This is a genomic window from Pseudomonas sp. GW821-FHT07G10 (assembly GCF_059418545.1).
Genome location: NZ_JBWKQB010000002.1, coordinates 217,259 through 243,228 on the forward strand (window position 1 = coordinate 217,259; position 25,970 = coordinate 243,228).

General features: G+C 58.7%; 25 protein-coding genes. 18 read left to right on the forward strand and 7 right to left on the reverse strand.

Going from position 1 to position 25,970, the window contains the following annotated elements; all coding sequences use genetic code 11:
* Positions 1-24: 24 nt before the first annotated feature.
* Positions 25-561 carry a DUF3299 domain-containing protein gene (locus AC07O1_RS04260; protein WP_494990949.1) on the forward strand — a complete coding sequence of 179 codons (537 nt, stop codon included), beginning with the start codon at positions 25-27 and terminating at the stop codon, positions 559-561.
* 73 nt (positions 562-634) lie between these two features.
* Here the strand turns inward: AC07O1_RS04260 and AC07O1_RS04265 are convergent, their stop codons facing one another.
* Complete coding sequence (locus AC07O1_RS04265) at positions 635-1,534, reverse strand: D-hexose-6-phosphate mutarotase (RefSeq protein WP_495088006.1); 900 nt, start codon at positions 1,532-1,534, stop codon at positions 635-637.
* A gap of 57 nt (positions 1,535-1,591) precedes the next feature.
* A complete protein-coding gene (locus tag AC07O1_RS04270; protein ID WP_150640794.1) occupies positions 1,592-1,993 on the reverse strand; it encodes an acyl-CoA thioesterase in 402 nt (133 codons plus the stop codon).
* Between the two features lie 372 nt (positions 1,994-2,365).
* On the opposite strand from AC07O1_RS04270, the gene AC07O1_RS04275 reads away from it, so the two are divergent.
* From AC07O1_RS04275 to AC07O1_RS04310, 8 genes are all read left to right on the forward strand, one after another.
* The gene (locus tag AC07O1_RS04275) at positions 2,366-3,664 is read left to right on the forward strand and encodes an MFS transporter (RefSeq protein WP_495010465.1); all 1,299 of its coding nucleotides are present in this window, start codon (positions 2,366-2,368) and stop codon (positions 3,662-3,664) included.
* Positions 3,665-3,828: 164 nt separating this feature from the next.
* Complete coding sequence (locus AC07O1_RS04280; protein WP_494990946.1) at positions 3,829-4,830, forward strand: phosphate ABC transporter substrate-binding protein PstS; 1,002 nt, start codon at positions 3,829-3,831, stop codon at positions 4,828-4,830.
* A gap of 468 nt (positions 4,831-5,298) precedes the next feature.
* Positions 5,299-7,332, forward strand: coding sequence for an ABC transporter permease subunit (locus tag AC07O1_RS04285; protein WP_495088189.1), 2,034 nt, complete (start codon positions 5,299-5,301; stop codon positions 7,330-7,332).
* A 15-nt stretch (positions 7,333-7,347) separates the two neighbouring features.
* Positions 7,348-9,018, forward strand: coding sequence for a phosphate ABC transporter permease PstA (gene pstA, locus AC07O1_RS04290; protein WP_495088007.1), 1,671 nt, complete (start codon positions 7,348-7,350; stop codon positions 9,016-9,018).
* 193 nt (positions 9,019-9,211) lie between these two features.
* Positions 9,212-10,045: a phosphate ABC transporter ATP-binding protein PstB gene (gene pstB / locus AC07O1_RS04295; RefSeq protein ID WP_494990944.1), complete on the forward strand. Its 834-nt coding sequence runs from the start codon at positions 9,212-9,214 to the stop codon at positions 10,043-10,045.
* Positions 10,046-10,117: 72 nt separating this feature from the next.
* Positions 10,118-10,879 carry a phosphate signaling complex protein PhoU gene (phoU, locus tag AC07O1_RS04300; protein WP_494990943.1) on the forward strand — a complete coding sequence of 254 codons (762 nt, stop codon included), beginning with the start codon at positions 10,118-10,120 and terminating at the stop codon, positions 10,877-10,879.
* Between the two features lie 165 nt (positions 10,880-11,044).
* On the forward strand, positions 11,045-11,977 hold the full coding sequence (locus AC07O1_RS04305) for a response regulator (protein ID WP_495088008.1): 933 nt from the start codon (positions 11,045-11,047) through the stop codon (positions 11,975-11,977).
* Between the two features lie 200 nt (positions 11,978-12,177).
* Positions 12,178-12,831: a peptidoglycan DD-metalloendopeptidase family protein gene (locus AC07O1_RS04310; RefSeq protein WP_495088009.1), complete on the forward strand. Its 654-nt coding sequence runs from the start codon at positions 12,178-12,180 to the stop codon at positions 12,829-12,831.
* Positions 12,832-12,874: 43 nt separating this feature from the next.
* On the opposite strand, the gene AC07O1_RS04315 is transcribed toward AC07O1_RS04310, so the two are convergent.
* The 3 genes from AC07O1_RS04315 to phoB form a co-directional block, all read right to left on the reverse strand.
* Entirely contained in the window at positions 12,875-14,215 is a 1,341-nt protein-coding gene (locus AC07O1_RS04315; RefSeq protein ID WP_495010461.1) for a hemolysin family protein, read from the reverse strand.
* A gap of 123 nt (positions 14,216-14,338) precedes the next feature.
* A complete protein-coding gene (gene phoR / locus AC07O1_RS04320) occupies positions 14,339-15,625 on the reverse strand; it encodes a phosphate regulon sensor histidine kinase PhoR (protein ID WP_495088010.1) in 1,287 nt (428 codons plus the stop codon).
* Between the two features lie 80 nt (positions 15,626-15,705).
* A complete protein-coding gene (gene phoB, locus AC07O1_RS04325) occupies positions 15,706-16,395 on the reverse strand; it encodes a phosphate regulon transcriptional regulator PhoB (protein ID WP_003176964.1) in 690 nt (229 codons plus the stop codon).
* Positions 16,396-16,546: 151 nt separating this feature from the next.
* Between phoB and AC07O1_RS04330 the strand changes: the two genes are divergently transcribed.
* Positions 16,547-16,930: a COG4315 family predicted lipoprotein gene (locus tag AC07O1_RS04330; RefSeq protein ID WP_495088011.1), complete on the forward strand. Its 384-nt coding sequence runs from the start codon at positions 16,547-16,549 to the stop codon at positions 16,928-16,930.
* Between the two features lie 427 nt (positions 16,931-17,357).
* Entirely contained in the window at positions 17,358-17,735 is a 378-nt protein-coding gene (locus AC07O1_RS04335) for a COG4315 family predicted lipoprotein (RefSeq protein WP_495088012.1), read from the forward strand.
* 91 nt (positions 17,736-17,826) lie between these two features.
* On the opposite strand, the gene ubiA is transcribed toward AC07O1_RS04335, so the two are convergent.
* Positions 17,827-18,717: a 4-hydroxybenzoate octaprenyltransferase gene (ubiA, locus tag AC07O1_RS04340; protein WP_494990936.1), complete on the reverse strand. Its 891-nt coding sequence runs from the start codon at positions 18,715-18,717 to the stop codon at positions 17,827-17,829.
* Positions 18,717-19,280 (reverse strand): chorismate--pyruvate lyase family protein, encoded by a 564-nt coding sequence (locus AC07O1_RS04345; protein ID WP_495088013.1) that lies wholly within the window; start codon positions 19,278-19,280, stop codon positions 18,717-18,719. Before AC07O1_RS04345 ends, ubiA begins: the two co-directional genes overlap by 1 nt.
* A gap of 200 nt (positions 19,281-19,480) precedes the next feature.
* Between AC07O1_RS04345 and AC07O1_RS04350 the strand changes: the two genes are divergently transcribed.
* The 7 genes from AC07O1_RS04350 (at position 19,481) to tssE (ending at position 25,934) form a co-directional block, all read left to right on the forward strand.
* Positions 19,481-19,648, forward strand: a complete 168-nt coding sequence (locus AC07O1_RS04350) for a rubredoxin (RefSeq protein ID WP_495088014.1) — start codon at positions 19,481-19,483, stop codon at positions 19,646-19,648.
* A gap of 41 nt (positions 19,649-19,689) precedes the next feature.
* The gene (locus AC07O1_RS04355; protein WP_495088015.1) at positions 19,690-20,838 is read left to right on the forward strand and encodes an NAD(P)/FAD-dependent oxidoreductase; all 1,149 of its coding nucleotides are present in this window, start codon (positions 19,690-19,692) and stop codon (positions 20,836-20,838) included.
* 188 nt (positions 20,839-21,026) lie between these two features.
* A complete protein-coding gene (locus AC07O1_RS04360) occupies positions 21,027-21,302 on the forward strand; it encodes an HU family DNA-binding protein (protein WP_154860881.1) in 276 nt (91 codons plus the stop codon).
* Positions 21,303-21,912: 610 nt separating this feature from the next.
* Positions 21,913-23,469, forward strand: a complete 1,557-nt coding sequence (gene tssA, locus AC07O1_RS04365; protein WP_495088016.1) for a type VI secretion system protein TssA — start codon at positions 21,913-21,915, stop codon at positions 23,467-23,469.
* 32 nt (positions 23,470-23,501) lie between these two features.
* Positions 23,502-24,008, forward strand: coding sequence for a type VI secretion system contractile sheath small subunit (gene tssB / locus AC07O1_RS04370; protein WP_495088017.1), 507 nt, complete (start codon positions 23,502-23,504; stop codon positions 24,006-24,008).
* A gap of 28 nt (positions 24,009-24,036) precedes the next feature.
* The gene (tssC, locus tag AC07O1_RS04375; RefSeq protein WP_495088018.1) at positions 24,037-25,512 is read left to right on the forward strand and encodes a type VI secretion system contractile sheath large subunit; all 1,476 of its coding nucleotides are present in this window, start codon (positions 24,037-24,039) and stop codon (positions 25,510-25,512) included.
* A 14-nt stretch (positions 25,513-25,526) separates the two neighbouring features.
* Entirely contained in the window at positions 25,527-25,934 is a 408-nt protein-coding gene (gene tssE, locus AC07O1_RS04380; RefSeq protein WP_495022650.1) for a type VI secretion system baseplate subunit TssE, read from the forward strand.
* Positions 25,935-25,970 lie beyond the last annotated feature (36 nt).

Below are 25,970 nucleotides of genomic sequence, written 5' to 3' on the forward strand. Positions count from 1 at the left end.
GTTCTTCCTTTTCCGAGCAAACCCATGCGCCGTCTTCTGTTGACTCTTCTTCTGCTGGGCAGTGGCCTGGCCCATGCCGGCGAACTGCCGGAAACCGACTGGCTCGAACTGATGCCAAAGTCGGACCAGAAAGCCCTCGAACAAATGCCGGAAATTGACCATAACTCGCCCGAAGCCAATGGGACATTCACTGACAAGGGTGGCTTGAAACAGAGTAAAGGCCTGCCTGCGGTGATGTATTCGACCAAAACCGTGGCGGCGATGAACGACAAGGACATCCGTATCGGTGGTTACCCGGTGCCGCTGGAAACGGATGCCAAAGGTCGCAGCACGCTGTTCTTCCTGGTGCCATACCCAGGCGCCTGCATCCACGTACCGCCGCCGCCTCCCAATCAACTGGTGCTGGTGCGTTATCCGAAGGGTTTGAAGCTCGATGATATCTATACGCCGCTGTGGGTAACCGGCACGCTGAAAGTCGAGAAGGTCAACAATGACCTGGCTGATGCGGCGTATGCGCTGGATGCGGCGAAGGTTAGGGTGGTGAAAGAGTCGGATCTATAACCGCGCCAGACATTTGGGCACCGATTTAATGTGGGAAGGGTCGGACGACGCTTCCCACATTGGTTTCGTGGTGTTAAAGGGGCTTGCTGGCAACACTCACGCCCAGCGTATGACTCGCCCCCGGCGCCAGGGTTATCACATCATCCATCACATTCGCCGTTTCGATGCACAGCATGCGCTGCCAGCCATCGTCGGCCATGTCGCTGAATTGTTTGGCGCGTTCGATCCACGGATTCCAGATCACCGCCGAGCGCGAGCCGCGGCTGGTCAGTTGAATGCGCCGTTCCCAACTCGGGTCAACAATGTTCAGCTGTTCAGGCGTATCCAGGTAGATGCGGTCAGTTTCACCGGCAAAGCGCAAATCACCGGCCTGAATACAGGTTTTCCAGTCGTCCAGGGTTTCGATATAGCTCACCCCGTCCAGTCCTTCGATGTGCACGTTGCGCACATCGCTGACTGCAAAGTAGCTGTGCAGCGCCTGGCTGATACTCACGCTTTCAGTACCCTGGTTGTGGCTGGTGAGGCTGATGTGCAGTTGCTCATCCAGACGAATGCTCAGCTTCAAATCAACCTTGTGCGGCCAGCCAGGCAAGCCGCCTTCGGGCTGAGGCAGAACGAATTCAACCTTCAGGTTTTCACCTTCAGCTTCAATCCCGTCCAACTCCCAGTCCATCGCCCTTACCAAACCGTGGGCGGTGGCGGGTTCAGTGCTCTGGCGCATGTCCTGAACGCCTTGCGGGTTGCGCGCCAGATTACCGAACCACGGCCAGCACACCGGAACGCCGGCACGAATGCTCTTGCCGGTTTTGAACGCGGCCTCATCGTTGAGCCAGATCAGCGGTGGTTGCCCCGCCAACTGATAGCTGAGGATGTGCGCACCTTGTTGGGCCACCAGCAATTCGGCCTGACCGTGGCGGATGCGCCAGCAGTTCAGTTCATCCAGTTTCACAGCTTCAACGTTGGGCGTAGGCATGCTGCAGATCTCACTTGGAAACAATGACTGCAATGGACCCGCAACGGGTCCATGAGTTTAACGCCGTGGAGGCACCGAACGGGTCCGGCCGCTGCCATCGATGGCGACGAAGACAAACACCGCTTCGGTCACTTTACGCCATTCGCTGGACAGTGGATCGTCGCTCCAGACCTCGACCATCATCTGGATCGAGCTGCGGCCGATTTCCAGCGCCTGGGTATAGAAGGACAGTTGCGCTCCGACCGCGACCGGCACCAGAAACGCCATGCGATCAATCGCTACCGTTGCCACGCGTCCGCCAGCGACTTTGCTGGCCATCGCCGTGCCGGCCAGGTCCATTTGCGCGACCAGCCAACCACCGAAAATATCGCCAAAACCGTTGGTTTCGCGAGGAAGCGCGGTGATTTGCAGGGCCAGATCGCCTTGCGGAATAGGATCTTCTTGTTCGAGCTCTATCATGCCGGGGGTGCCTCTGACCCGTGACTCTACAGTGTGCTGCGGGTGAATAGCCGTCTCGGGAAAAACGATTCAGCCCGAACATACTACGTTCGTCACGTTTTTCGTAAGGCGTACTAAAGGGAAACTCTGCGAAACCGGCTGGTTGGTGCCCAACGGCGCTTTCGCACAGCAACCCTCTGCGTGCGGGTGTTTACCCGTAGATTGCGAGTATATCGATCGGTAGACCTCGCGACGACCGTCCGGTTCTCATTTTGACCGTCAATTGCGCTCATCTATGTGCTTTTTCGAACAATTTGCTATCGTGCCAAACCTGCCAGGCCCCAACCAGCGCTGTTGCGGCTTCCAGACCTGACTATAAGAGAAGCCCTTGCCATGACCAGTGTGCCCTCGAGCATTGCGCAGCCAGCACAAGCCGCACGTCCGTTGACCCGCAACGATTACAAGACTTTGTCGCTCTCTGCCTTGGGTGGGGCACTGGAGTTTTACGACTTCATTATCTTCGTGTTCTTCGCCACGGTGGTCGGCAAGCTGTTCTTCCCGGCGGACATGCCGGAGTGGCTACGCCTGATGCAGACCTTCGGGATTTTCGCGGCTGGTTATCTGGCCCGGCCGTTGGGCGGCATCGTCATGGCACACTTCGGTGACCTGCTGGGGCGCAAGAAGATGTTCACCTTGAGCATCTTCATGATGGCCGTGCCGACGCTGATCATGGGCATGTTGCCGACTTACGCGCAGATCGGTATGTGGGCGCCGATTCTCTTGCTGCTGATGCGAGTTATCCAGGGCGCGGCCATCGGCGGTGAAGTGCCAGGCGCCTGGGTGTTTGTGTCCGAGCACGTACCGCAGCGGCACATCGGTTACGCCTGCGGGACGCTGACTTGTGGCCTGACCGCCGGGATCCTGCTCGGCTCATTGGTCGCCACGGCGATCAACAGCATTTACAGCCCAACCGAAGTCTCCGATTACGCCTGGCGTATCCCGTTCCTGCTGGGTGGGGTGTTCGGGCTGTTTTCGGTGTACCTGCGTCGCTGGCTACACGAAACCCCGGTGTTCGCTGAACTGCAACTGCGCAAAGCCCTGGCCGAAGAAGTGCCGTTGCGCGCCGTGCTGCGCGATCATCGCGGGGCGATTGTGATTTCGATGCTGCTGACCTGGTTGCTCTCTGCGGGGGTCATTGTGGTCATTCTGATGACTCCGACCGTACTGCAGACGGTCTACCACTTCTCGGCGACCACCGCGTTGCAGGCCAACAGCCTGGCAATCGTGTTTCTGAGCCTGGGTTGTGTCGCTTCCGGCGCACTGGCTGACCGTTTCGGCGCGGGCAGGGTGTTCGTGTTTGGAAGCGCGGCGCTGTTGCTGACGTCGTGGACCTTCTATCACAGCCTGTTCAACCACCCTGACTGGCTGTTCCCGCTGTACTCGCTGACCGGTTTGTTCGTCGGCACCATCGGCGCGGTGCCATTCGTGATGGTCAACGCGTTTCCGGCCGTAGTGCGCTTCAGCGGTTTGTCATTCTCCTACAACCTGGCCTACGCGATTTTCGGCGGTCTGACCCCGATGATCGTCACCCTGCTACTCAAGGAAAGCCCGATGGGTCCTGCCTATTATGTTGCAGTAATTTGCAGCATGGGGCTGTTGGTGGGCCTGTATCTGTGGCGTAAAGCTCGCTAAAACCCGCATCAACTCTGCGTTTGCTTTACCTTCTCCCTCAAGGTCCAGCCTTCTGATCGAATGCCGGACCTTCATCTAATTGTCATATTCCAGTCATAGAGTGTTCACACGGCCTACAGATACTTGGCCCCGATCCAATTCACCCTATCTGCTAGGAGTAAGGCATGAAACTGAAGCGTTTGATGGCGGCAATGACTTTTGTCGCTGCTGGCGTTGCGACTGCTAATGCGGTTGCCGCTGTTGACCCTGCTATCCCGAGCTACACCAAGACCACTGGTGTGTCGGGCAACCTGTCCAGCGTCGGTTCCGATACCCTGGCGAACCTGATGACCCTGTGGGCCGAGAACTACAAAAAAGAATACCCGAACGTAAACATCCAGATTCAGGCCGCTGGCTCCGCCACTGCGCCACCTGCGCTGACTGAAGGCACCTCGAACCTGGGCCCGATGAGCCGCAAGATGAAAGACACCGAACTGGCTGCCTTCGAGCAGAAGTACGGTTACAAGCCGACCGCAATCCCGGTCGCTGTGGATGCCCTGGCCGTATTCGTGCACAAGGACAACCCGATCAAGCACCTGACCATGGAACAAGTCGACGCGATCTTCTCCTCGACTCGTCTGTGCGGCGCCAAAACCGAAGTGAAAACCTGGGGTGACCTGGGCGTGACCGGCGACCTGGCCAACAAGCCAGTCCAGCTGTTCGGTCGTAACTCGGTATCCGGCACCTATGGCTACTTCAAAGAAGAAGCCCTGTGCAAAGGCGACTACAAGCCAAACGTCAACGAACAACCAGGTTCGGCTTCGGTCGTACAATCGATCAGCAGCTCGCTGAACGGTATCGGTTACTCGGGCATCGGCTACAAAACCGCTAGCGTGAAGACCGTGGCTCTGGCCAAAAAAGGCAGCACTGACTTCATCGAAGACAGCGAAGAAAACGCCCTGAACGGCAAATACCCGCTGTCGCGTTTCCTCTACGTTTACGTCAACAAAGCCCCGAACAAGCCTCTGGCCCCGCTGGAAGCCGAGTTCGTGAAGCTGGTTCTGTCCAAGCAGGGGCAGGAAGTGGTTGTGAAAGACGGCTACATCCCTCTGCCAGCCAAGGTTGCTGCAAAAGCACTGGCTGACCTGGGCCTGCAAGAAGGCGGCGGTGAAGTCGTAAAAAAGTAACACCTTAGGTCCGGGGGCTTAACCCGGGCCTGTAGGAGCGATGCTGGCTCGCGCTGGCATCACCGCGGTGATCCAGTCAGATCGAGTCGACTGAATCGCGGGCAAGCCTCGCTCCTACGCCCCCCATTTTCCGGTCCGCTGCCAGCTCTGCTACGCGGCGGATTTGTCGCGTCACTGCATTGTCATCTTTTTGTCATACAGGACCGCTAGGGTGTGCGCATGAATGATCTGGCCAATTCCACCATGACTACCAATCCCCCCAAGCGAATTGACTTCAATACGCCTGAGCTGCAACGCAAGCGCCGTATCCGCGCGCTCAAAGACCGTCTGACCCAATGGTATGTGCTGATAGGCGGTCTGGCCGTCCTCGGCGCAATCACCTTGATCTTCTTCTTCCTCGGTTACGTCGTGATGCCGCTGTTCCAGGGCGCTGACTTGACCGCCAAGGACGCCATCACCCCTGCCTGGATACAAGACGCCGGCAAGCCGTTGATGATCTCTCTTGAAGAGCAGAACCAGGTCGCCATGCGGGTTTCCGACAAAGGTCAGGCGTTGTTCTTCGACATTGACAGTGGTGCCGAATTGAGCCGCGTGAACCTGCCGATTCCGGCCGGCGTCAGCGTGACGTCCATTGGTGAAGACCAGCCGGGGCATCCGTTGGTGGTGGTTGGCTTGTCGAACGGCCAGGCCCTGGTGTTCCGCCACACTTACAAAGTCAGCTACCCGGATGGCAAGAAGACCATTTCGCCGGCCATCGAATACCCGTACGGTGAAACGCCGATCGCGCTGAACGAGCAGGGCGGCGCCCTTGAGCACGTCAGCCTCAACGCCACCGAATCGGCGCTGGTGGTTGCCGGCTCTACCGGTCCGCAGCTGCATGTGCTGTCGCTGACCCGCGAAGAAAACATGATGACCGGTGAAGTCACCAGTAATCAGACCCGCATCGAACTGCCGCAAATGACCGAGACGGTCAAAGCGATCTACATCGATCCGCGCCAGCAATGGCTGTACGTGGTCAATGGTCGTGCCCAGGCCGACGTGTACAGCCTGCGCGACAAGAGCCTCAACGGTCGCTACAAGCTGCTCGAAGACGGCAATGCCGAAGTGACTGCCAGTACCCAGCTGGTGGGCGGTATCTCGTTGATCATCGGTGACTCCAAAGGCGGCCTGGCCCAGTGGTTCATGGCCCGTGACACGGATGGCGAGCTGCGTCTGAAGCAGATTCGGACCTTCCAGATGAGCACCACGCCGATCGTTGAAATCACCGCTGAAGAACGTCGCAAAGGTTTCATCGCCCTGGACGCCTCGGGCAAGCTCGGTGTGTTCCATAGCACCGCCCACCGCACCTTGCTGGTTGAACCAGTGGTCGACGGCGCCGGTATTTTCGGTCTGTCGCCACGAGCCAACCGCGTTATCGTCGAGGCGGGAGGCAAGCTGCAACCGCTGCTGCTCGACAACCCGCACCCGGAGGTTTCCTGGAGCGCGCTGTGGGGCAAGGTCTGGTACGAAAACTACGACGAGCCTAAGTATGTCTGGCAGTCGACCGCCGCAAACACCGACTTCGAACCCAAGCTGAGCCTCTCGCCGCTGACCTTCGGTACGCTGAAAGCTGCGTTCTACGCCATGCTGCTGGCCGCACCGCTGGCCGTCGCGGCCGCGATCTATACCGCGTACTTCATGGCTCCGGGCATGCGCCGCAAGGTCAAACCGGTGATCGAGCTGATGGAAGCGATGCCGACGGTGATCCTCGGTTTCTTCGCCGGTCTGTTCCTGGCACCGTATGTCGAAGGTCATTTGCCGGGCATCTTCAGCCTGCTGATGCTGCTGCCGATTGGCATCCTGGTGGCCGGGTTCGCCTGGAGCCGCCTGCCTGAGTCGCTGCGCCTGCGGGTTCCGGACGGCTGGGAAAGCGCAATCCTGATTCCGGTGATTCTGTTCGTAGGCTGGCTGTCGCTGTACATGAGCCCGTACATGGAAACCTGGTTCTTCGGCGGCGACATGCGCATGTGGATCTCCCACGACCTGGGCATTACCTACGACCAGCGCAACGCCCTGGTAGTCGGTCTGGCCATGGGTTTCGCCGTCATTCCGAACATCTACTCGATTGCCGAAGACGCTGTGTTCAGTGTGCCGCGTGGCCTGACGCTGGGTTCGCTGGCACTGGGTGCTACTCCATGGCAGACCATGACACGGGTGGTGATCCTCACCGCCAGCCCGGGCATCTTCTCGGCGTTGATGATTGGCATGGGCCGTGCGGTGGGTGAAACCATGATCGTGCTGATGGCCACCGGCAACACCCCGGTCATGGAATTGAACCTGTTCGAAGGGCTGCGTACCCTGGCCGCCAACGTCGCGGTGGAAATGCCCGAATCGGAAGTCGGCGGCAGCCACTACCGCGTGCTGTTCCTCTCGGCGCTGGTGCTGCTGTTGTTCACCTTCATCATGAACACCCTCGCCGAGCTGATCCGTCAGCGTCTGCGCAAGAAATACTCGTCGCTTTAAGAAAGGTAGAAGTCTGTGAAACAGAACTCCCTAAAAGGCTGGTTCAAGAGCGGCGCCCCCGGCGTCTGGATCAGCGGTGGTGCGGTGTCCATCGCGGTCATCATGACCCTCGGTCTGCTGACAGTGATTGCCGTGCGCGGTCTGGGCCATTTCTGGCCGGCGGACCTGATGCACGCCAGTTACAACGTGCCGAACCAGGCCAATCACATCGTCATCGGCGAAGTGGTGCAGAAAGAAGAAGTGCCTCGTGAGCGCCTGAAAAGTGCTGGCCTGCCAGTACCTGATCAAGGCCCGGAGTTCATGACCCGCGAGCTGATCAAGGTCGGCAACCGTGACCTCAATGGCAACGATTTCACCTGGATCGTTGGCGAGTGGCTGACCAACCAGAGCACGCCTGCTGAACTGATGACCATCGAGCGTCGTGAGTGGGGCAACTTCTACGGCTACCTGGTCAACGTCAAGCAGGACGGCAAGGTCATCGCTGAAGGCGAGGCCGCATGGCCGGAACTGCAAGCCCGTGTCGAGCGCGTCAACAAGCTCGCCGTGCAACTCAAAGCCCTCGAAAAGTCTGATATTGGTGCCATCAACGCCGGCCTCGAACGTTTGCGTCTGCATGCTCGCAAGCTGGAACTGGCCGGCAAGCTCGATGCCGCCGCTCAGGCGGATATGGACGGGGAGCGCGCCGAGCTGAACAACCGCTATCAGGCGGTCGAAGCGCAGCTCAGTGACCTGCACACGCAGTTCAATCGCGACAGCCTCACGGCCCGCGATGCCAACGGTAAAGAAGTGGAAATCGGCATCGGCAAAGTGGTTCACGCCTATCAGCCGAACGCCATGAGTACGCTGACCAAAGTCGGTTTCTACTTCAACAAGGCCTGGGAATTCCTCAGCGACGACCCGCGTGAAGCCAACACCGAAGGCGGGATCTTCCCGGCGATTTTCGGCACCGTGATGATGACCCTGATCATGGCCATGATCGTTACCCCGTTCGGCGTGCTGGCTGCGGTTTACCTGCGTGAATATGCACGTCAGGGCCCGATGACCCGACTGATCCGCATCGCCGTGAACAACCTCGCAGGTGTTCCGGCCATTGTGTACGGCGTGTTCGGTCTGGGCTTCTTTGTCTACGTATTGGGTGGCTCGGTCGACCGTTTGTTCTTCCCTGAAGCGCTACCGGCACCGACCTTCGGTACGCCGGGCCTGCTCTGGGCGTCCCTGACCCTGGCATTGCTGGCGGTGCCGGTAGTCATCGTCGCCACGGAAGAAGGTCTGGCGCGGATTCCTCGCACAGTGCGTGAAGGTTCGTTGGCGCTCGGTGCGACCAAGGCGGAAACGCTGTGGAAGATCGTTCTGCCGATGGCCAGCCCCGCGATGATGACCGGCATGATCCTCGCCGTGGCCCGCGCCGCTGGTGAAGTGGCGCCGCTGATGCTGGTGGGCGTGGTGAAACTGGCCCCGTCGCTGCCGATGGATGGTAACTACCCGTACCTGCACCTGGACCAGAAGATCATGCACCTGGGCTTCCATATTTATGACGTCGGCTTCCAAAGCCCGAACGTCGAAGCCGCACGGCCGCTGGTGTACGCCACGGCGCTGTTGCTGGTGCTGGTGATCGCCACGCTTAACCTGTCGGCAGTGTGGATTCGTAACCACCTGCGCGAAAAATACAAAGCTTTGGATAGTTAATCGCCGCCGCCCCTGTAGGAGCGAAGCTTGCTCGCGATGGCATCACCGCGGTGAGCCGGTTAAAACTCACCGGCGGCATCGCGGGCAAGTCGGATCGCCGCACCGCTCGCTCCTACAGAACGGCATTACCGCTGGCCCGCCTCGTGAGGCCAGCGGCCAACTGAATCGAATTTGTTAGCGTAGGGAGCATCCCATGCAGCACGAAGCACATAGCCACGGCATCAACATGTCCGCCCTGGGGCGCGACAAGCAAAGCTTGAGTCTGGCGCAAGAAACCGTCGCCATCGAAGTGCCGAGCCTGAGCCTGTATTACGGCGACAAACAAGCACTGTTCGACGTCAGCATGAACATTCCCAAGCAGCGCGTGACCGCCTTCATCGGCCCGTCCGGCTGCGGCAAGTCGACCCTGCTGCGTACCTTCAACCGGATGAACGATCTGGTCGACGGCTGCCGCGTGGAAGGTGAAATCAATCTGTACGGCAACAACATCTACCGCAAGGGTGAAGACGTCGCCGAGCTGCGTCGCCGGGTCGGGATGGTGTTCCAGAAGCCTAACCCGTTCCCGAAAACCATCTATGAAAACGTGGTTTACGGCCTGCGCATTCAAGGCATCAACAAAAAGCGTGTGCTCGACGAAGCGGTCGAATGGGCGCTTAAGGGCGCGGCGCTGTGGGAGGAGGTCAAGGACCGCCTGCACGAGTCGGCACTTGGCCTGTCCGGTGGTCAGCAGCAACGTCTGGTGATTGCCCGTACTATCGCCGTGGAGCCGGAAGTTCTGTTGCTCGACGAACCGTGCTCGGCTCTGGACCCTATCTCGACGCTGAAAGTGGAAGAGCTGATCTACGAGCTGAAATCCAAATTCACCATCGTTATCGTTACCCACAACATGCAACAGGCCGCCCGGGTTTCTGACTACACGGCGTTCATGTACATGGGCAAACTGGTGGAGTTCGGCGACACCGACACCCTGTTCACCAATCCGGCGAAGAAGCAGACTGAAGACTACATCACCGGTCGTTACGGCTAGGAAGCAGCAGTCGTTCACTGAACCAACGCTGCGGTCGACCGCATCTTACCGGACGCTCCAAGGACGCCAACCATGATTAGTAAAGATAGCCTCACGCATCACATCTCCCAGCAGTTCAATGCCGAACTCGAGGAGGTGCGCAGCCACCTCCTGGCGATGGGTGGTTTGGTGGAGAAACAGGTCAACGACGCCGTGACCGCGCTGATCGAAGCCGACTCGGGTCTTGCTCAGCAAGTGCGCGAGATCGACGATCAGATCAATCAGATGGAGCGCAACATCGACGAAGAATGCCTGCGCATTCTGGCTCGTCGTCAACCGGCGGCGTCCGACCTGCGTTTGATCATCAGCATCTCCAAATCGGTGATTGACCTGGAGCGCATCGGCGATGAAGCGACCAAGATTGCCCGTCGCGCCATCCAGTTGTGCGAAGAAGGCGAAGCGCCGCGCGGTTACGTCGAAGTCCGGCATATCGGTGACCAGGTGCGCAACATGGTCCGCGATGCACTGGACGCCTTCGCGCGCTTCGACGCCGATCTGGCGCTGTCGGTGGCACAGTACGACAAGGTCATCGACCGCGAATACAAGACCGCGCTGCGTGAGCTGGCGACTTTCATGATGGAAGACCCGCGCTCTATCTCAAGGGTCTTGAGCATCATTTGGGTCCTGCGTTCGCTGGAGCGGATCGGTGACCATGCGCGCAACATTTCGGAACTGGTGATCTACCTGGTGCGCGGCACCGACGTGCGTCACCTGGGCCTCAAACGCATGAAAGAAGAAGTTGAAGGCACAAGCGCTGAAAGCGCTAATGTTCCGGGCAAACCTGACGATAAGTAAGATTGCCCAAGAAAAGCGCCCGGCCTTTTGGTCGGGCGTTTTTGTTTGTGGTTTTCGAATTCATAGCACCCGCGAACGAAAAAAGTACCGGCGTGGCTGAAGAGTTTTGGCAAATTGCCATCAGATGAGCGTTATGCTTGCCGGGATTTTTTAAAGAGGTGGTCGATGAGTAAGGTAAGTGTGTTGGTGGTGGATGATGCTTCGTTCATTCGTGATCTGATGAAGAAGTGCCTGCGCAACTACTTCCCCGGCATCAGGATTGAGGATGCCGTCAACGGCAGGAAAGCCCAGGCCTTACTCGCCCGTGAAGCGTTCGACCTGGTCCTGTGCGACTGGGAGATGCCGGAAATGTCCGGCCTCGAACTGCTGACCTGGTGCCGCGAACAGGACAACCTCAAAGCCATGCCGTTCGTCATGGTCACCAGCCGTGGCGACAAAGAGAACGTGGTTCAGGCGATCCAGGCCGGCGTTTCCGGCTACGTCAGCAAACCCTTCACCAACGAGCAGTTGCTGACCAAGGTCAAACAGGCCCTGAACAAGGTCGGTAAACTCGACACCTTGCTTTCCAGCGCCCCCACCAAAATGAACTCGGCGTTCGGCAACGACTCCCTCAGTGCGCTGACCGGCGGTAAGGCTGCAGTGGTTCCGTCGGCTGCTGCCCCGGTCAGCCCGTTCGCCAAACCTGCAGCCGAGGCGCCGGCTCGAGGCCTGCTCAACAGCCCACCGGTCAAGGCGCCAGTAGCTTCCGCCGCCTCGGCTGGCGGTCGTGGTCAAGGCCAATTGCGTCTGCCCAGCGGTACCCAACAGTGTGTGATCAAGGCGCTGAGCATCAAAGAAGCGCTGCTGGTAGTAAAACGCACCGACACCCTGCCGCAAGTCCTCGACAGCGCCGTGCTCGACCTTGAGCAGGGCGACAACGCCGAAGTGGCGCGTCTGAACGGCTACCTGCACGCGGTCGTCGCCCACGAGCCGAAACCGGACAGCGACTGGCTGCAACTGACCTTCCGCTTTGTCGACCAGGACGCGCAGAAACTCGACTACATTTCCCGACTGATCGCTCGCGGTACGGCGCAGAAGCATTTTGTGCCGGGTGCATAAGCGTTTTTGGGTCTGATCGATCTCTATTCCGACGCTCAGACCGTCTATCGCGGGCAAGTCGGATTGCCCGCGATATGGCGGCCTTGAATTCAACACAATCCTCCCTGAATCAACGCACAGTTCTGGAACATCTGACGACTTCGCTGGTGCATCACAGCTGATAGGCTGCTTTGCACGCCTTAGTCGACAGATCCTTGCCCATGCTCGCGCGATTGTTGTTTTTCTGTAGTCTTTTCATGGCCACCACATCGGCTGTGGCCATGACGATCTACAAGTCCACCGACGCCAGCGGCGTGGTCTCGTACAGCGACCGGCCGACGCAGGGCGACAAGCCGTTGGTCTACACCCCAAGGTTCCGTTATTCGCTGGGTGACCCTTCAGGGGCGGTGCAGGCCTATCGTTATCCACTGCCTTGGCGAGGCGGGCCGTTTCGGCTGACTCAGGGCGCCAACGGTCAATACAGTCACTTCGCAGTCAAGAGTCGCTATGCCATGGACATTGCCATGCCCGAAGGCACGCCCATCATCGCGGCCCGTGGCGGGATAGTGGTGAAGACTGAAAATACCCAGACCGGGCGTGGCACCGACCCTTCCGGCAACTTTGTCCGGGTGCTGCACGACGACGGCACCATGGGCGTCTATCTGCACCTCAAGCAAGGCTCGGTGAATGTTCGTGAGGGGCAGCGAGTGGCGGTGGGGAGCGCGTTGGCGTTGTCAGGCAACACCGGCAACAGCAGCGGGCCGCACCTGCATTTTGTGGTGCAGCGCAATACCGGACTGGGGCTGGTGTCGATCCCGTTTCAGTTCAATCAACCGGTAGGGGCGCTGCCCAACTTTGCGTTGGGCAGGCAATGACTGTTTAAAAGCAAAAGATCCCAGGCGCTCGCCCGCCTTGCGCTTAATCGAGCATCAACACCTTGGCCAATATGATTTTCGGGCCTTTCATCTTTTTGATGATGATCCGCAAACCTTCGACTTCCAGTACTTCTTCCTCTTCCGGCACCCGTTTCAGGGTTTCGTAGACCAGCCCGGCGAGGGTTTCGGCTTCGATGTGGTCCAGGTCGATGCCCAGCAGGCGTTCGACCTTGAACAGCGGCGTATCGCCACGCACCAGCAGTTTACCCGGCTGGTAGGCGAGGATGCCGCGTTCGGCCTTGCGGTGTTCGTCCTGGATGTCGCCGACCAGCACTTCCAGCACGTCTTCCATGGTCAGGTAGCCAATGATGTTGCGATCGGCTTCTTCCACCAGCACGAAGTGCGAGCCGCCCTTGCGGAACTGCTCCAGCAAGTGCGACAGCGGCATGTGTCGGGACACGCGCTCCAGCGGGCGGGTCAGTTCGGCGAGGTTGAACGACTCGGGAATGTGGTCCAGCGCGGCCAGTTCCAGCAGCAGATCCTTGATGTGCAGCAGACCGACGAACTCATTGCGCTCGGTGTCGTAGACCGGGTAGCGGCTGAACTTGTGGCGACGGAACTGCGCGAGGATTTCCTTGAGCGGAGCGTTGAACTCGATCGATACCAGATCCTCACGGGAGTTGGCCCAGTCGACCACCTCCAGCTCGCCCATTTCCACGGCCGAGGCCAGTACTCGCATGCCTTGGTCGCTCGGATCCTGGCCACGGCTGGAGTGCAGGATCAGTTTCAGTTCCTCACGGGTGTAATGGTGGTCGTGATGCGGGCCGGGTTCGCCCTGGCCGGCGATCCGCAGGATGGTATTGGCGCTGGCGTTGAGCAGGTAAATGGCCGGGTACATCACCCAATAGAACAGGTACAGCGGCACCGCGGTCCACAGCGACAGCAACTCGGGCTTGCGAATCGCCCAGGATTTTGGGGCCAGCTCGCCGACCACAATGTGCAGGTAGGAAATGATGAAGAAGGCGGTAAAGAACGACACGCCTTTGACCACTTCAGCGGAATGTACGCCGACGGCGTCGAGTAGTGGTTCGAGAATGTGCGCGAACGCCGGCTCACCGACCCAACCCAGGCCCAGGGAAGCGAGGGTAATACCCAGCTGGCAGGCAGACAGGTAGGCGTCGAGCTGGCTGTGTACGGTGCGCAGGATCTGCCCGCGCCAGCCATTGGTGTGAGCGATGGACTCAACCCGGGTCGAGCGCAGTTTGACCATGGCGAACTCGGCCGCAACGAAGAAGCCGTTGAGCAAAACCAGGATCAGTGCAAAAAGGATCATGCCGAAATCGGCGAAGAGTGAGGCGAGGGTGAAACTAGGGGAAGGGTCCATGGTGGAGTTTTGCGGGTTCCGTATATTCGAAAAGAAAGAGGATTGCCGAGCCTGAAAGGCAGGCCCAAGTCAGCCAATGTAGCGGCTGACAGGGTGATTGCCTAGTGGTCAGTCATTGTAGAGCTAGTCGGTCAGGCTGCCGGCCCTGGATTTCGTGACTTGGGCGGGTACGAAATGGCAGGTGAAGGTGCTGCCATGGCCCAGCACGCTGCTGATCTCCAGCCGCGCGCGGTGGCGCAGCAACACGTGTTTGACGATGGCCAGCCCCAGCCCGGTGCCACCGGTATTGGAGTTGCGGCTGGAGTCGACGCGGTAGAAGCGTTCGGTCAGGCGCGGCAGGTGTTTGCTGTCGATGCCAATGCCGGAGTCCTGCACGCTGAGGTGCGCGCCTTGTTCGTCGCCCCACCAACGAATGCGGATGTTGCCTTCGGCCGGGGTGTATTTCACCGCGTTGAACACCAGATTGGAGAACGCACTGCGCAGCTCGGCTTCGCTGCCCTTGAGCAAAATCGAAGAATCGGCTTCCAGCGTGATGCGTTGATTGCGTTGCCCGGACAATGCCAGAGCATCGTTCTTGATCGATAGCAGCAGGTTGTCCACCGACACTGGCTGATTATCCGACGGGTAGTCGGTGGCTTCCAGCTTGGCCAGCAGCAACAAGTCATTGAGCAAGGTCTGCATGCGTCCACCTTGCTGCTGCATTTGCTGCAAGGCGCGGGTCCAGCGCGGGTTCACTTCTTCGATGTTGTCGAGCAAGGTTTCCAGGTAACCGCAAATCACCGTCAGCGGCGTACGCAGCTCATGGGACACGTTGGCGATGAAGTCTTTGCGCATCTGTTCGAGTTGATGAATGCGGGTGACATCACGCACCAGCATCAAGTGCTCGTTGTTGCCGTAGCGGGTGATGTACAGCTGGATACGCAGGCGATCATTGGTCGGCGAGGGGATTTCCAGCGGTTCGGCGTAGTTTTCCTGCTCGAAATATTCCTTGAAGCGCGGGTGGCGTACCAGGTTGGTCACCGGTTGGCCGCTGTCCTGGGGGGTTTTAAGGCCGAGCAGGGTTTCCGCGGCGCGGTTCCACCATTCCAGGTTGCCGTCGCTGTCGAGCATGATCACCGCGTCTTTCAGCGCGGCCGTGGATTCCTGAACCCGGTCGATCACCGCTTGCAGCCGCCCGCGCACCCGCTGGTCGCGGCGTTGCAGGTGATAGATGTTGTCGAACACTTCGCCCCACAGGCCATAGCCGTCGGGCGGGGCGTCGTCGGGTTTGTGCAGGCGCAGCCATTCGTGCAAACGCAACAGCTGCTTGAGCGTCCAACCCAGATAGGCCCCCAGGCCAATGGCCAGGCTCCAGCCGTAATAACCGCTGATCAAACCGATCAGCAAACAGCCGGTGATCAGAAGCAGCATGTGGCGTATCAGGGTGCCATGCCAGTTTTGGTTCAATTAAACATGCGTCCTTGTCAGCTTGTCCGGCGGGTAAGTGCGGCTCAGCCTTTGGTGGAAAAGCGATAGCCGGTGCCACGTACGGTTTGTACCAGATTCTCATAGGCATCGCCGAGGGCTTTGCGCAGACGACGGATATGCACGTCAACAGTGCGCTCCTCGACATACACATTGCCGCCCCAGACCTGATCGAGCAGTTGCCCGCGGGTATAAGCACGCTCCTGGTGGGTCATGAAGAACTGCAGCAAGCGGTATTCGGTGGGGCCCATCTCGGCGGGTTTGCCGTCGATGGTCACGCGATGGCTGATCGGGTCGAGCAGCAGGCCACCGACTTCGATCGGCGCTTCGCCATCGGTCGGGCCGGCGCGGCGCAGTACGGCCTTCAGACGGGCGACCAGCTCACGAGGGGAAAAGGGTTTGGTGATGTAGTCGTCGGCGCCGACTTCCAGGCCCTGGATCTTGTTGTCCTCTTCGCCCTTGGCGGTGAGCATGATGATCGGGATATCCCCGGTCAGCTCATCGCGCTTGAGGCGCCGGGCCAACTCGATGCCTGAAGTGCCGGGGAGCATCCAGTCGAGCAGAATCAGGTCGGGCTTGCGGTCGACAATGATGGCATGGGCCTGCTGGGAGTTTTCCGCTTCCAGGCAGTCGTAGCCGGCCATTTCCAACGCAACGGCGATCATCTCGCGAATAGGCGCTTCGTCGTCAACAATCAGAATGCTCCTGCCAACCATGCTGAATCCTCTTGTCATTTAACTGTCTTGCGCCGCATTAGATAACGGAATTATTGCAGTCGTGTGACAGTATTTTAGTGCAAGAGCAATCGGCGTGTTCCTGAACTAAGCTCTAACTCCCACACCTGACAACCACAAAAGGAAGGTTTCTATGTCTCACTGCACTGTTTCCTGGAAAGCCCTCTTGGTGATTGCTGCACTAGTCCTGCCGGGGCTGGCTTTCGCTGCCGATCCGGCGATGACAAAGGGCGGAATACTCGTTGATCACAAGGGCATGACCTTGTACACCTTTGCCAAAGACACTGCTGACAAGTCCATGTGCAATGACACATGCGCCGCCAACTGGCCGCCGCTGATGGCCACCAGTGCCGACAAGTCCAAGGGCGACTGGACGGTGATCAAACGCGCTGATGGCAAGATGCAATGGGCCTACTACGGCAAGCCGCTGTACACCTTCGTCATGGACAAGAAGGCTGGTGACAAGACGGGTGAAGGGAAAATGGACGGCGCCTGGCACGTTGCCAAACCTGAATAGTTCGGGTTAGTCCTGAGGTCGATCCCCTGCAAGCCCGCTCCTGCAGGAATAACACAATTCTTGTAGGAGCGAGGCTGTTGCCCGCGAAGCGTCAGCCCAAACACCGCAAATTCTCTGGTCGAGCTCTTTCCATGTGGCGAGAGCTCCCGCCGGCCGGTCCGTGCTCGGGCGCAGCAGTCGCAAAACCTATAGATGCAGTGTGCTGACGAAATGCGATCGCAGGCTTCAGGGCCGCTGCGCTTCGTCGTCAACAATCAGAATGCTCCTGCCAACCATGCTGAATCCTCTTGTCATTTAACTGTCTTGCGCCGCACCGGATAGCGGAATTATTGCAGTCGTGTGGCGGTATTTCAGTGCTACGGCGATTAGCGCAATCCTGAACTAAGCTCTAAGTCCGACTCCTGACAACCACAAAAGGAAGGTTTCTATGTCTCACAGCACTGTTTCCTGGAAAGCCCTGTTGGTGACTGCTGCACTAGTCCTGCCGGGGCTGGCACTTGCCGCAGAACCGGGGATGATGAAAAACGGCATGATGGTCGATCAAAAGGGCATGACCTTGTACACGTTCGACAAGGACACAGGCGGCAAGTCGATGTGTAACGCTGATTGTGCCAAGAATTGGCCGCCGATGATGGCCCCGGCGGGTGCCAAGGCCGAAGGCAAGTGGACGATCATCAAGCGTGACGACGGCATGATGCAATGGGCTCATGACGGCAAACCGATGTACACCTATAAAATGGACACAAAACCGGGAGACGCAATGGGTGACGGCAAAGGTGGTGTCTGGCACATGACCCAGAAGTAGTTGATCTGCGCCACCTGCAAGCCTTGCTCTTACCCGTAGGAGCGAGGCTGCCCGCGAAGGCGTCAGCCCTGACGCCTGTCAGGACTCACATTCAACGTAGCCCGTAATCCGCCACGATCCCGACAAATATCGCCAACCCAGCCCAATGGTTATGCAGGAAGGCCTGGAAACATTTCAGTCGGTCCTTGTCTCGGGTGTACCAGAATTCCCAGGCAAAACACGCCGCCGCCGCCGCAAGCCCGAGGTGGAACCAGCCGCCCAGCTCGAAGCGTGCGCCTGCCAGCAGCAAGCAACCCAGCGCGAGCCCTTGCAGGGTGAGGATGATCGCCCGATCCGCATCGCCAAACAGGATCGCCGTGGATTTCACGCCGATCTTCAGGTCGTCGTCACGGTCGGTCATGGCGTAATAAGTGTCGTAACCCACGGTCCACAGCAGGTTGGCGATATACAGCAGCCAGGCGGCGGCCGGCAGGTTGCCGGTTTCGGCGGTGAACGCCATCGGCATTCCCCAGGAAAACGCCGCGCCCAACACCACTTGCGGGTAATAGGTGTAGCGCTTCATGAAGGGGTAACTGGCCGCCAGCGCCAGCCCGCCGAATGACAACCAGATAGTCGTCGAATTGGTGCACAGCACCAGCAAAAAGCTCACGCTCATCAGCACCGCAAAGAACACCAGTGCCTCTTTGGAGCTGATCTTGCCGCTGACCAGCGGCCGCTGCTCGGTGCGCTTCACATGGCCATCGACTTTGCGGTCGGCCCAGTCATTGATGACGCAACCGCCAGCGCGGGTCAGCACCACACCAAGAACGAAGATCACGATGTTGCTCAGCGATGGCGAGCCCTTGCCGGCAATCCACAGTGCCCAGAGGGTCGGCCACAGCAACAGGTAAATGCCTATCGGCTTGTCCATGCGGGTCAGCTGAATGAAGTCCCAGGCGCGCGGGTTCAGGCGATTCAGCGATTTGAGCAGGCTCAGGTACATCAGCAGTTCTCCGGATGGGCGCTCGCGGCGAGCCAAAGGGTCGGGAGGAATATTTCCGCGACCAACACGCTCAATGCACCCCGATCAAAACGTGAACGACGCCCCCAAAGCCCGGGAGCCCGGGACTCGACGGGCAGCCACTGGAGTGGGTAGTGGCAGACCTCGATGGCGCGGCGCTGGAACGCCTGATCGCAGAACAACAGCTCGCCCAACGAACGGCTGCCCAGTTCGTCCATATTCAGCCCGCCACCCTGCAAGGCACTGCGCGCCGCCACGCTGCGGGCAAAGACCCACGGCTGGCCATGACCGCGCAAATACACCTCGCGGGTCCAGCCCTGACTCTCCGGGGGGAGGTTCAGCGCGGTGCATTCGTCGGCGCGCAGCGTTTGCCAGCCCTCGAACAGTGGCGTGACACTGAAGCCGTTATCCGACAGCCGGGTCAGGCGGCGGGTCAGCGAGCCTTCATCGAACAACCAGTCGAGGGTTTGCGCGTCGGGGAGGGGCGTCAGATGGCTTTGGGGCAGCCAGACAGGGGCAGGGGTGAGGGGCGTAGAGTGCGGCACAGTGAGTCATTATTGGCAGCAAATGAGGCGGCGAGCTTACCATGTTGATAAGCGATTGAGCCTGATCGGGTCTGGCCCGCGCGTCGAACGTGCTTGCATCTATTGATCCCGATCAGTACAAAACGCCCTGAGCCACACGGCGAGGCGTTACCTATAGACTGTGCGTGCCAGAAAAAGCCTGGAATCTGAGGAAACAAGTAATGAAGAAGTGGCAATGTGTGGTCTGCGGCCTGATCTACAACGAGGCTGACGGCTGGCCAGACGACGGCATCGCGGCCGGTACCCAGTGGCAAGACGTGCCCGAAGACTGGCTGTGCCCGGACTGCGGCGTCGGCAAAATGGATTTCGAGATGATCGAAATCGGTTGATCGCAGCTTTTAAATCCATGGAACACAAAAAGGAGAAAGGGATGAACGCACCTGTCGTGATCGTCGGCACCGGGCTGGCTGGCTACAACCTGGCCCGGGAGTTTCGCAAACTCGATGGCGAAACTCCGCTGCTGCTGATTACCGCAGATGATGGTCGCTCCTACTCCAAGCCGATGCTCTCCACCGGCTTTGGCAAAAACAAGGACGCCGACGGCCTGAGCATGGCCGAACCCGGTGCCATGGCCGAGCAACTCAAGGCCGAGATACGCACCCATACCCGCATCAGCGGCATTGATCCGGGCCACAAGCGCCTGTGGATCGGCGAAGAGGCGCTGGTCTATCGCGACCTGATCCTGGCCTGGGGCGCGGAAACCGTGCGGGTGCCCGTGGAAGGCGATGCCCCTGAGGCGATTTTCCCGATCAACGACCTCGAAGATTACGCACGCTTTCGCGCCGCGGCGGCCGGCAAGCGCCGGGTATTGCTGCTCGGCGCCGGCCTGATCGGCTGCGAGTTCGCCAACGACCTGATCCTTGGTGGCTACGAGGTGCAACTGGTGGCGCCGTGCGAACAAGTGATGCCGACTTTGCTGCATCCAGCCGCCGCTGCCGCGGTACAAGCCGGGCTGGAAAGCCTGGGTGCGCGTTTCCACCTGGGGCCGGTGCTCAACCGCCTGCAGCGCACGGTAGGCGGGCTTGAGGCGCACCTCAGCGACGGTGAGGTCATCCCCTGCGATGTCGTTGTTTCAGCCATTGGCCTGCGCCCGCGCATCGATCTGGCGGCGGCCGCTGGCCTGGCCGTCAATCGCGGCATCGTGGTCGACCGTCATCTCAAAACGTCCCACGCCAATATCTACGCCCTGGGCGACTGCGCCGAAGTCGACGGGCTGAACCTGCTGTACGTCATGCCGCTGATGAGTTGCGCCCGTGCGCTGGCCCAGACCCTGGCCGGCAACCCGACCGTGGTCAGCTATGGCCCCATGCCGATTACCGTGAAAACACCGGTCTGCCCGTTGGTCGTCTCGCCACCGCCACGGGGCTCGGAAGGTGTCTGGACGGTTGAAGGTGAGGGCGTCAATATCAAGGCGCTGTGCCGTGACGCCAGCGGCAAACTGCTGGGCTATGCACTGACCGGCAGCGCCGTGATGGAAAAACTCGCTCTAAACCGGGAGCTTCCAGCGCTGCTGGCATAAATATCGGTCGTTCTGTCGGATTCAACACACTTTTGCCACTACAAAGGTCGCGCGCAGGCTGGCGCCGCCCTTGCCCGCATGCCATTCTCACTGCTGTCTGCCGCAGAGTAGAGCCTGCGGCGCCTTGGGCGCTGTTCCGGAAGAACAGCACGGACATAACAACAAAAAACCGTCAAAGAGGCTTCACTATGCGTAAACCAGATCTCGCAGCCGCCATTGCTGAAAAAGCTGATCTCACCAAAGAACAAGCCAGTCGCGTGCTCAACGCCGTTCTTGAAGAAATCACAGGCGCTCTGCACCGTAAAGACAGCGTCACCCTGGTGGGCTTCGGCACCTTCCTGCAACGCCACCGTGGCGCCCGCACCGGTAAAAACCCGCAAACCGGTGAGCCTGTGAAAATCAAGGCAAGCAACACCGTTGCCTTCAAACCAGGCAAATCGCTGAAAGACAGCGTCAATCCATAACGGATGCGTACTCCCAAAGTAGCGGGAGAGCGGTATTTAAGATGGGCACGCCAATCAGGTTGGGTGCCCATTTTTTGTGGGTGAAGGTTTACTGGATATTACGGGTATGGCGGTTGAGTGTGCAGGTATTGAAAATGCCTGCGTATCGTTATCTGATTTGGTTGGTTACGTATTCGACTATTGGCCGATCATATACGAAGTGCCTTTGTTTCAGGGTTTTTCTTATGGGGTTCCGTGAAATATCTTGTGCGCACAAAGTGTTTATTTCTAGGATAAATCCTACATACCTCAGTGTTTGTCCTCTTTACTCTGCGCAACTACTTTACCTCGTGATCAATTCTACAAAAAGTTGCTGCGTCATTGGATTGGCGGTGGGGTGGGGCGATACCTGAGTGGTTGGGTGTTAGAAGAGCTTGTTGCTTGATGCAGGGTGTTTTCTACAAGTAATAAGATATTTCTGCTTGTTAAATGCGTTGCTCGTCAACTGTCATCGTTGTGAATGCGATATTTGTCTGTTGAAAGAGCAAAAGACTCAAATTGATCTTCGATATTGTCCCTTTCTCGGCAATTTCGAATTCTGTATTAATTGTAATCCTGATAAAGGCCATGGATGTCCTACTCAAGCAAACTGTCCGCCCATTACCTTGAACTTGCCAAGTGCTCTGTTTCCACAAAAAGCCTGGCGGGCGAGGACATTCGTTTTTCAAACGAATATGAGGCGTTGGAGAGTGAGCTGGGCAAAGCGCAATCCATGCACGGAAGCGGGCAAATCGACTGGCTGAAAATTCTCGAAAACAGCGAAGCTCTGTTACGTACTCAATCCAAGGATCTGCGGATCGCCGCATGGCTGACCTGGGCGTTGTATCAACGTGAGTCCTTTCAGGGCCTGTTAGCCGGCCTCGGTCTGCTGCACCACTTGTGCGACCAGCATTGGGAGCAGATTTACCCGATCAAGCTGCGTACCCGGGCTGCCGCCATCGGTTGGCTGGTACCGCGTCTTGAGCAAATACTGAGCGAAAACGTGCCAATTAAGGAGCAGCTTCCGCTGTTTCGCCGCTTGGTCGAGTACCTGGAGGGGCTGGACGTTGCGCTGACGCAACACCTGGGCGATGGCGCACCGTTGTTGCTGCCGATTTGCCGACGACTGGCGACCATGGTCCAGCGCGCCGCCGATAATCAACCAGAACCCGGCGCGGTCGGTGCGGCGGTGGCCCAAGTCAAGCAGGCCGCGACCCAGCTGTTTACCCCCGGTTCGCCCATCGATAACGAAAAAGAAGCCCATAAAGCCCTGCGCGCGCAGCAGGAAAGTGCTCGTCCATTGTGTGCCTGGTGGTTGCGTCAGAAGGCCACCGACCTGCGTGCTCTGCGCCTCAGCCGCACGCTGCTTTGGCTGCCTATCGACAGCGTCCCCGAGCGCAATGCCGAGCAGATCACCGCCTTGCGCGGGTTGCCCGCGGACAAGTTGAAAACCTACCAGGAAAGCTACGCGCAAGGACAGTACGCCGACCTGCTGGTGGAGCTCGAAGCCAGTTTGGCCCGAGCGCCGTTCTGGTTCGACGGCCAGCGCATGGCTTGGGAGTGTTTGCAGGGATTGAACGCTGACTTCGCCATGCGTGAAGTGGAAATTCAACTCTCGCTGTTGCTGCAGCGGTTGCCGGGAGTTGTCGAGCTGCGTTTTCACGACGGCGCGCCCTTCGCCGACCCGGCTACCCGCAGCTGGATCAGCGCCAACGTCATGCCCCATCTGCAAACCACCAGTGCGCCGCGCAAGGTCGAAACCAACACCGGCCAACTCGCCTGGGAAGAGGCGCTGGAAGAGGTCATGCCGATTCTGCACAAGGACGGCCTCAAGGCCGCGGTACAGATTCTCAAGCAAGGACTGCAACGCGCCCATGGTGGCCGCGTAAGGTTTTTCTGGCAGTTCAGTTTGGCCCGGTTGTGTTTCATGGCCAAGAAATACGAGCTGGCCAAGACCCAACTGGAATCCCTCGATCAAGAATTGCAGAACTCAGGTGTGCACGCCTGGGAACCTGATCTTGCGCTTGAAGTGCTGCACCTCCTGCATAGCTGTTGTGAGTTGTTACCGCAGAACCACGCAGTGCGAGAACGCAAGGAAGAGATTTATCGCAGGCTGTGCCACCTCGACCTTGAAGTGGTACTCGAATAGGCCCCCGGGCCACAACCGCAAGGAGAAAAGCCATGGCCAAAGAAGGCTCGGTAGCCCCTAAGGAACGCATCAACGTCACCTTCAAACCCGCCACCGGCGGAGCTCAGGAAGAGATTGAACTGCCGTTGAAGCTGCTGGCAATCGGTGACTACACCCACCGCGCGGACGAACGCAAGGTTGAGGATCGGAAACCGATCAGTATCGACAAAATGACCTTCGACGATGTGCTGTCCAAGCAGGCGCTGAGTTTGACGTTGAGTGTGCCAAACCGCCTTCAGGAAGACAGCGACACCGAAGAACTGGCAATCAAGCTGCGGATTAATTCGATGAAGGACTTCAACCCGGCCAGCCTGGTTGAGCAAGTGCCTGAGCTGAAAAAACTGATGGAACTGCGTGACGCGCTGATGGCCCTCAAAGGCCCGCTGGGCAATGCACCGGCATTTCGCAAAGCCATCGAAGGCGTACTTGCCGACGACGCATCGCGCGGTCGCGTATTGGGTGAACTAGGTCTGCAAGCTGCCGTAGTCCAAGACGCTTGAGTCCCCATCAGCCAAGGAAGCCAACATTATGAGCACACGTGCCGCACAGCAAAAAAACCATGAGAGCGTAGAACACAGCATTCTCGACAGCATCATTGCCGAGACCAGACTGGCCAGGAACGAGGATGCCTACAACATCGCCAAGCGTGGAGTGTCAGCCTTCATCGAAGAGCTGCTCAAGCCACAGAACAAAGGTGAACCGGTCAAAAAGGCCATGGTTGACCGCATGATTGCCGAGATCGATGCCAAGCTCAGCCGCCAGATGGACGAGATCCTTCACCACGAAGTGTTCCAGTCGCTGGAATCCGCGTGGCGTGGCCTGCAGTTGCTGGTCGAGCGCACCAATTTCCGCGAAAACATCAAGATCGAAATTCTCAATGTCTCCAAGGACGACTTGCTGGACGACTTCGAAGATTCCCCGGAAGTGATGCAGGCAGGCCTCTATAAACACGTTTACACCGCTGAATACGGCCAGTTCGGTGGTGAGCCGGTGGCCGCGATCATCGCCAACTACTTCATGTCACCGAGCTCACCAGACGTCAAATTGATGCAGTACGTCGCAAATGTTGCCTGCATGTCCCATGCGCCGTTCATCACCGCGGCCGGTCCGAAATTCTTCGGCCTGGAAAGCTTCGCCGGGCTGCCGGACCTCAAGGATCTGAAAGATCATTTCGATGGCCCGCAATTCGCCAAATGGCAGAGCTTCCGTCAGTCCGAAGACTCGCGTTACGTCGGCCTGACCGTGCCGCGTTTTCTGCTACGCAACCCGTACGATCCGGAAGAAAATCCGGTGAAATCCTTCGTCTACAAGGAATCGGTTGCCAACAGTCACGAGCATTACCTATGGGGCAATACCGCCTATGCGTTCGGTACCAAACTGACCGACAGCTTCGCCAAATTTCGCTGGTGCCCGAACATCATTGGCCCGCAGAGCGGTGGCGCGGTTGAAGACCTGCCGTTGCACCACTTCGAAAGCATGGGCGAGATCGAAACCAAGATTCCGACTGAAGTGCTGGTCTCCGACCGTCGTGAATATGAGCTGGCGGAGGAAGGCTTCATCTCCCTGACCATGCGTAAAGGCAGCGACAACGCCGCGTTTTTCTCTGCCAACTCAGTACAAAAGACCAAGAGCTTCGGTATCAGCGCCGAAGGCAAGACGGCCGAGCTGAACTACAAGCTCAGCACCCAACTGCCGTACATGATGATCGTCAACCGCCTGGCTCACTACTTGAAAGTGTTGCAGCGCGAGCAACTCGGTTCATGGAAAGAACGTACGGACCTTGAGCTGGAGCTCAACAAGTGGATCCGTCAGTACGTGGCCGACCAGGAAAACCCGAGCGCCGAAGTCCGTGGCCGTCGCCCGCTACGTGCTGCCCAGATCATCGTCAGTGATGTTGACGGCGAGCCTGGCTGGTACCGCGTCAGCCTGAACGTGCGCCCGCACTTCAAATACATGGGAGCTGATTTCACTCTGTCGCTGGTTGGCAAACTGGACAAAGAGTAACCAGGAGCTGAGCTATGGCCGGATATGGCAGCCTTTTCGAACGCCTTGGTGGTGAAACCGACAAACGGGTCGGCTGGAGCCGCGAGGCTTGCGCCATGGCCTCGGTGGCTGCCCATTTGGCGAAAATGCTCAGCACCCGTGCGGGTAGCGTACAGACTCTGGCCGATTACGGACTACCCGATCTCAACGACATGCGCCTGAGCCTGCACGACTCCCTGAGCCAGGCCCGCCTGGCCATCGAACGCTTCATCGAAGCTTATGAGCCGCGCTTGTTCAATGCGCATGTCGTACCCCTGCCGCGCAATAACGATCAACTTCAGCTGTCGTTCAGTATCGAAGGCCAGCTGGAGGTTGATGGTTTAAAGCGTCAGGTCAGTTTCACCGCGCGGCTGGATGGCTGCGGTCAAGTCAGGGTGAGCTAAGGAGACTCCTATGTCCGGAAAAACACCGCTGCACGA

Excerpts from the sequence above, each read along its gene's own strand:
- AC07O1_RS04260 (WP_494990949.1), top strand. The coding sequence starts at position 25 with ATGCGCCGTCTTCTGTTGACTCTTCTTCTGCTGGGCAGTGGCCTGGCC.
- AC07O1_RS04265 (WP_495088006.1), bottom strand. The coding sequence starts at position 1,534 with ATGCCTACGCCCAACGTTGAAGCTGTGAAACTGGATGAACTGAACTGC.
- AC07O1_RS04270 (WP_150640794.1), bottom strand. The coding sequence starts at position 1,993 with ATGATAGAGCTCGAACAAGAAGATCCTATTCCGCAAGGCGATCTGGCC.
- AC07O1_RS04275 (WP_495010465.1), top strand. The coding sequence starts at position 2,366 with ATGACCAGTGTGCCCTCGAGCATTGCGCAGCCAGCACAAGCCGCACGT.
- AC07O1_RS04280 (WP_494990946.1), top strand. The coding sequence starts at position 3,829 with ATGAAACTGAAGCGTTTGATGGCGGCAATGACTTTTGTCGCTGCTGGC.
- pstB (WP_494990944.1), top strand. The coding sequence starts at position 9,212 with ATGCAGCACGAAGCACATAGCCACGGCATCAACATGTCCGCCCTGGGG.
- phoU (WP_494990943.1), top strand. The coding sequence starts at position 10,118 with ATGATTAGTAAAGATAGCCTCACGCATCACATCTCCCAGCAGTTCAAT.
- AC07O1_RS04305 (WP_495088008.1), top strand. The coding sequence starts at position 11,045 with ATGAGTAAGGTAAGTGTGTTGGTGGTGGATGATGCTTCGTTCATTCGT.
- AC07O1_RS04310 (WP_495088009.1), top strand. The coding sequence starts at position 12,178 with ATGCTCGCGCGATTGTTGTTTTTCTGTAGTCTTTTCATGGCCACCACA.
- AC07O1_RS04315 (WP_495010461.1), bottom strand. The coding sequence starts at position 14,215 with ATGGACCCTTCCCCTAGTTTCACCCTCGCCTCACTCTTCGCCGATTTC.
- phoR (WP_495088010.1), bottom strand. The coding sequence starts at position 15,625 with ATGCTGCTTCTGATCACCGGCTGTTTGCTGATCGGTTTGATCAGCGGT.
- phoB (WP_003176964.1), bottom strand. The coding sequence starts at position 16,395 with ATGGTTGGCAGGAGCATTCTGATTGTTGACGACGAAGCGCCTATTCGC.
- AC07O1_RS04330 (WP_495088011.1), top strand. The coding sequence starts at position 16,547 with ATGTCTCACTGCACTGTTTCCTGGAAAGCCCTCTTGGTGATTGCTGCA.
- AC07O1_RS04335 (WP_495088012.1), top strand. The coding sequence starts at position 17,358 with ATGTCTCACAGCACTGTTTCCTGGAAAGCCCTGTTGGTGACTGCTGCA.
- ubiA (WP_494990936.1), bottom strand. The coding sequence starts at position 18,717 with ATGTACCTGAGCCTGCTCAAATCGCTGAATCGCCTGAACCCGCGCGCC.
- AC07O1_RS04350 (WP_495088014.1), top strand. The coding sequence starts at position 19,481 with ATGAAGAAGTGGCAATGTGTGGTCTGCGGCCTGATCTACAACGAGGCT.
- AC07O1_RS04355 (WP_495088015.1), top strand. The coding sequence starts at position 19,690 with ATGAACGCACCTGTCGTGATCGTCGGCACCGGGCTGGCTGGCTACAAC.
- AC07O1_RS04360 (WP_154860881.1), top strand. The coding sequence starts at position 21,027 with ATGCGTAAACCAGATCTCGCAGCCGCCATTGCTGAAAAAGCTGATCTC.
- tssA (WP_495088016.1), top strand. The coding sequence starts at position 21,913 with ATGTCCTACTCAAGCAAACTGTCCGCCCATTACCTTGAACTTGCCAAG.
- tssB (WP_495088017.1), top strand. The coding sequence starts at position 23,502 with ATGGCCAAAGAAGGCTCGGTAGCCCCTAAGGAACGCATCAACGTCACC.
- tssC (WP_495088018.1), top strand. The coding sequence starts at position 24,037 with ATGAGCACACGTGCCGCACAGCAAAAAAACCATGAGAGCGTAGAACAC.
- tssE (WP_495022650.1), top strand. The coding sequence starts at position 25,527 with ATGGCCGGATATGGCAGCCTTTTCGAACGCCTTGGTGGTGAAACCGAC.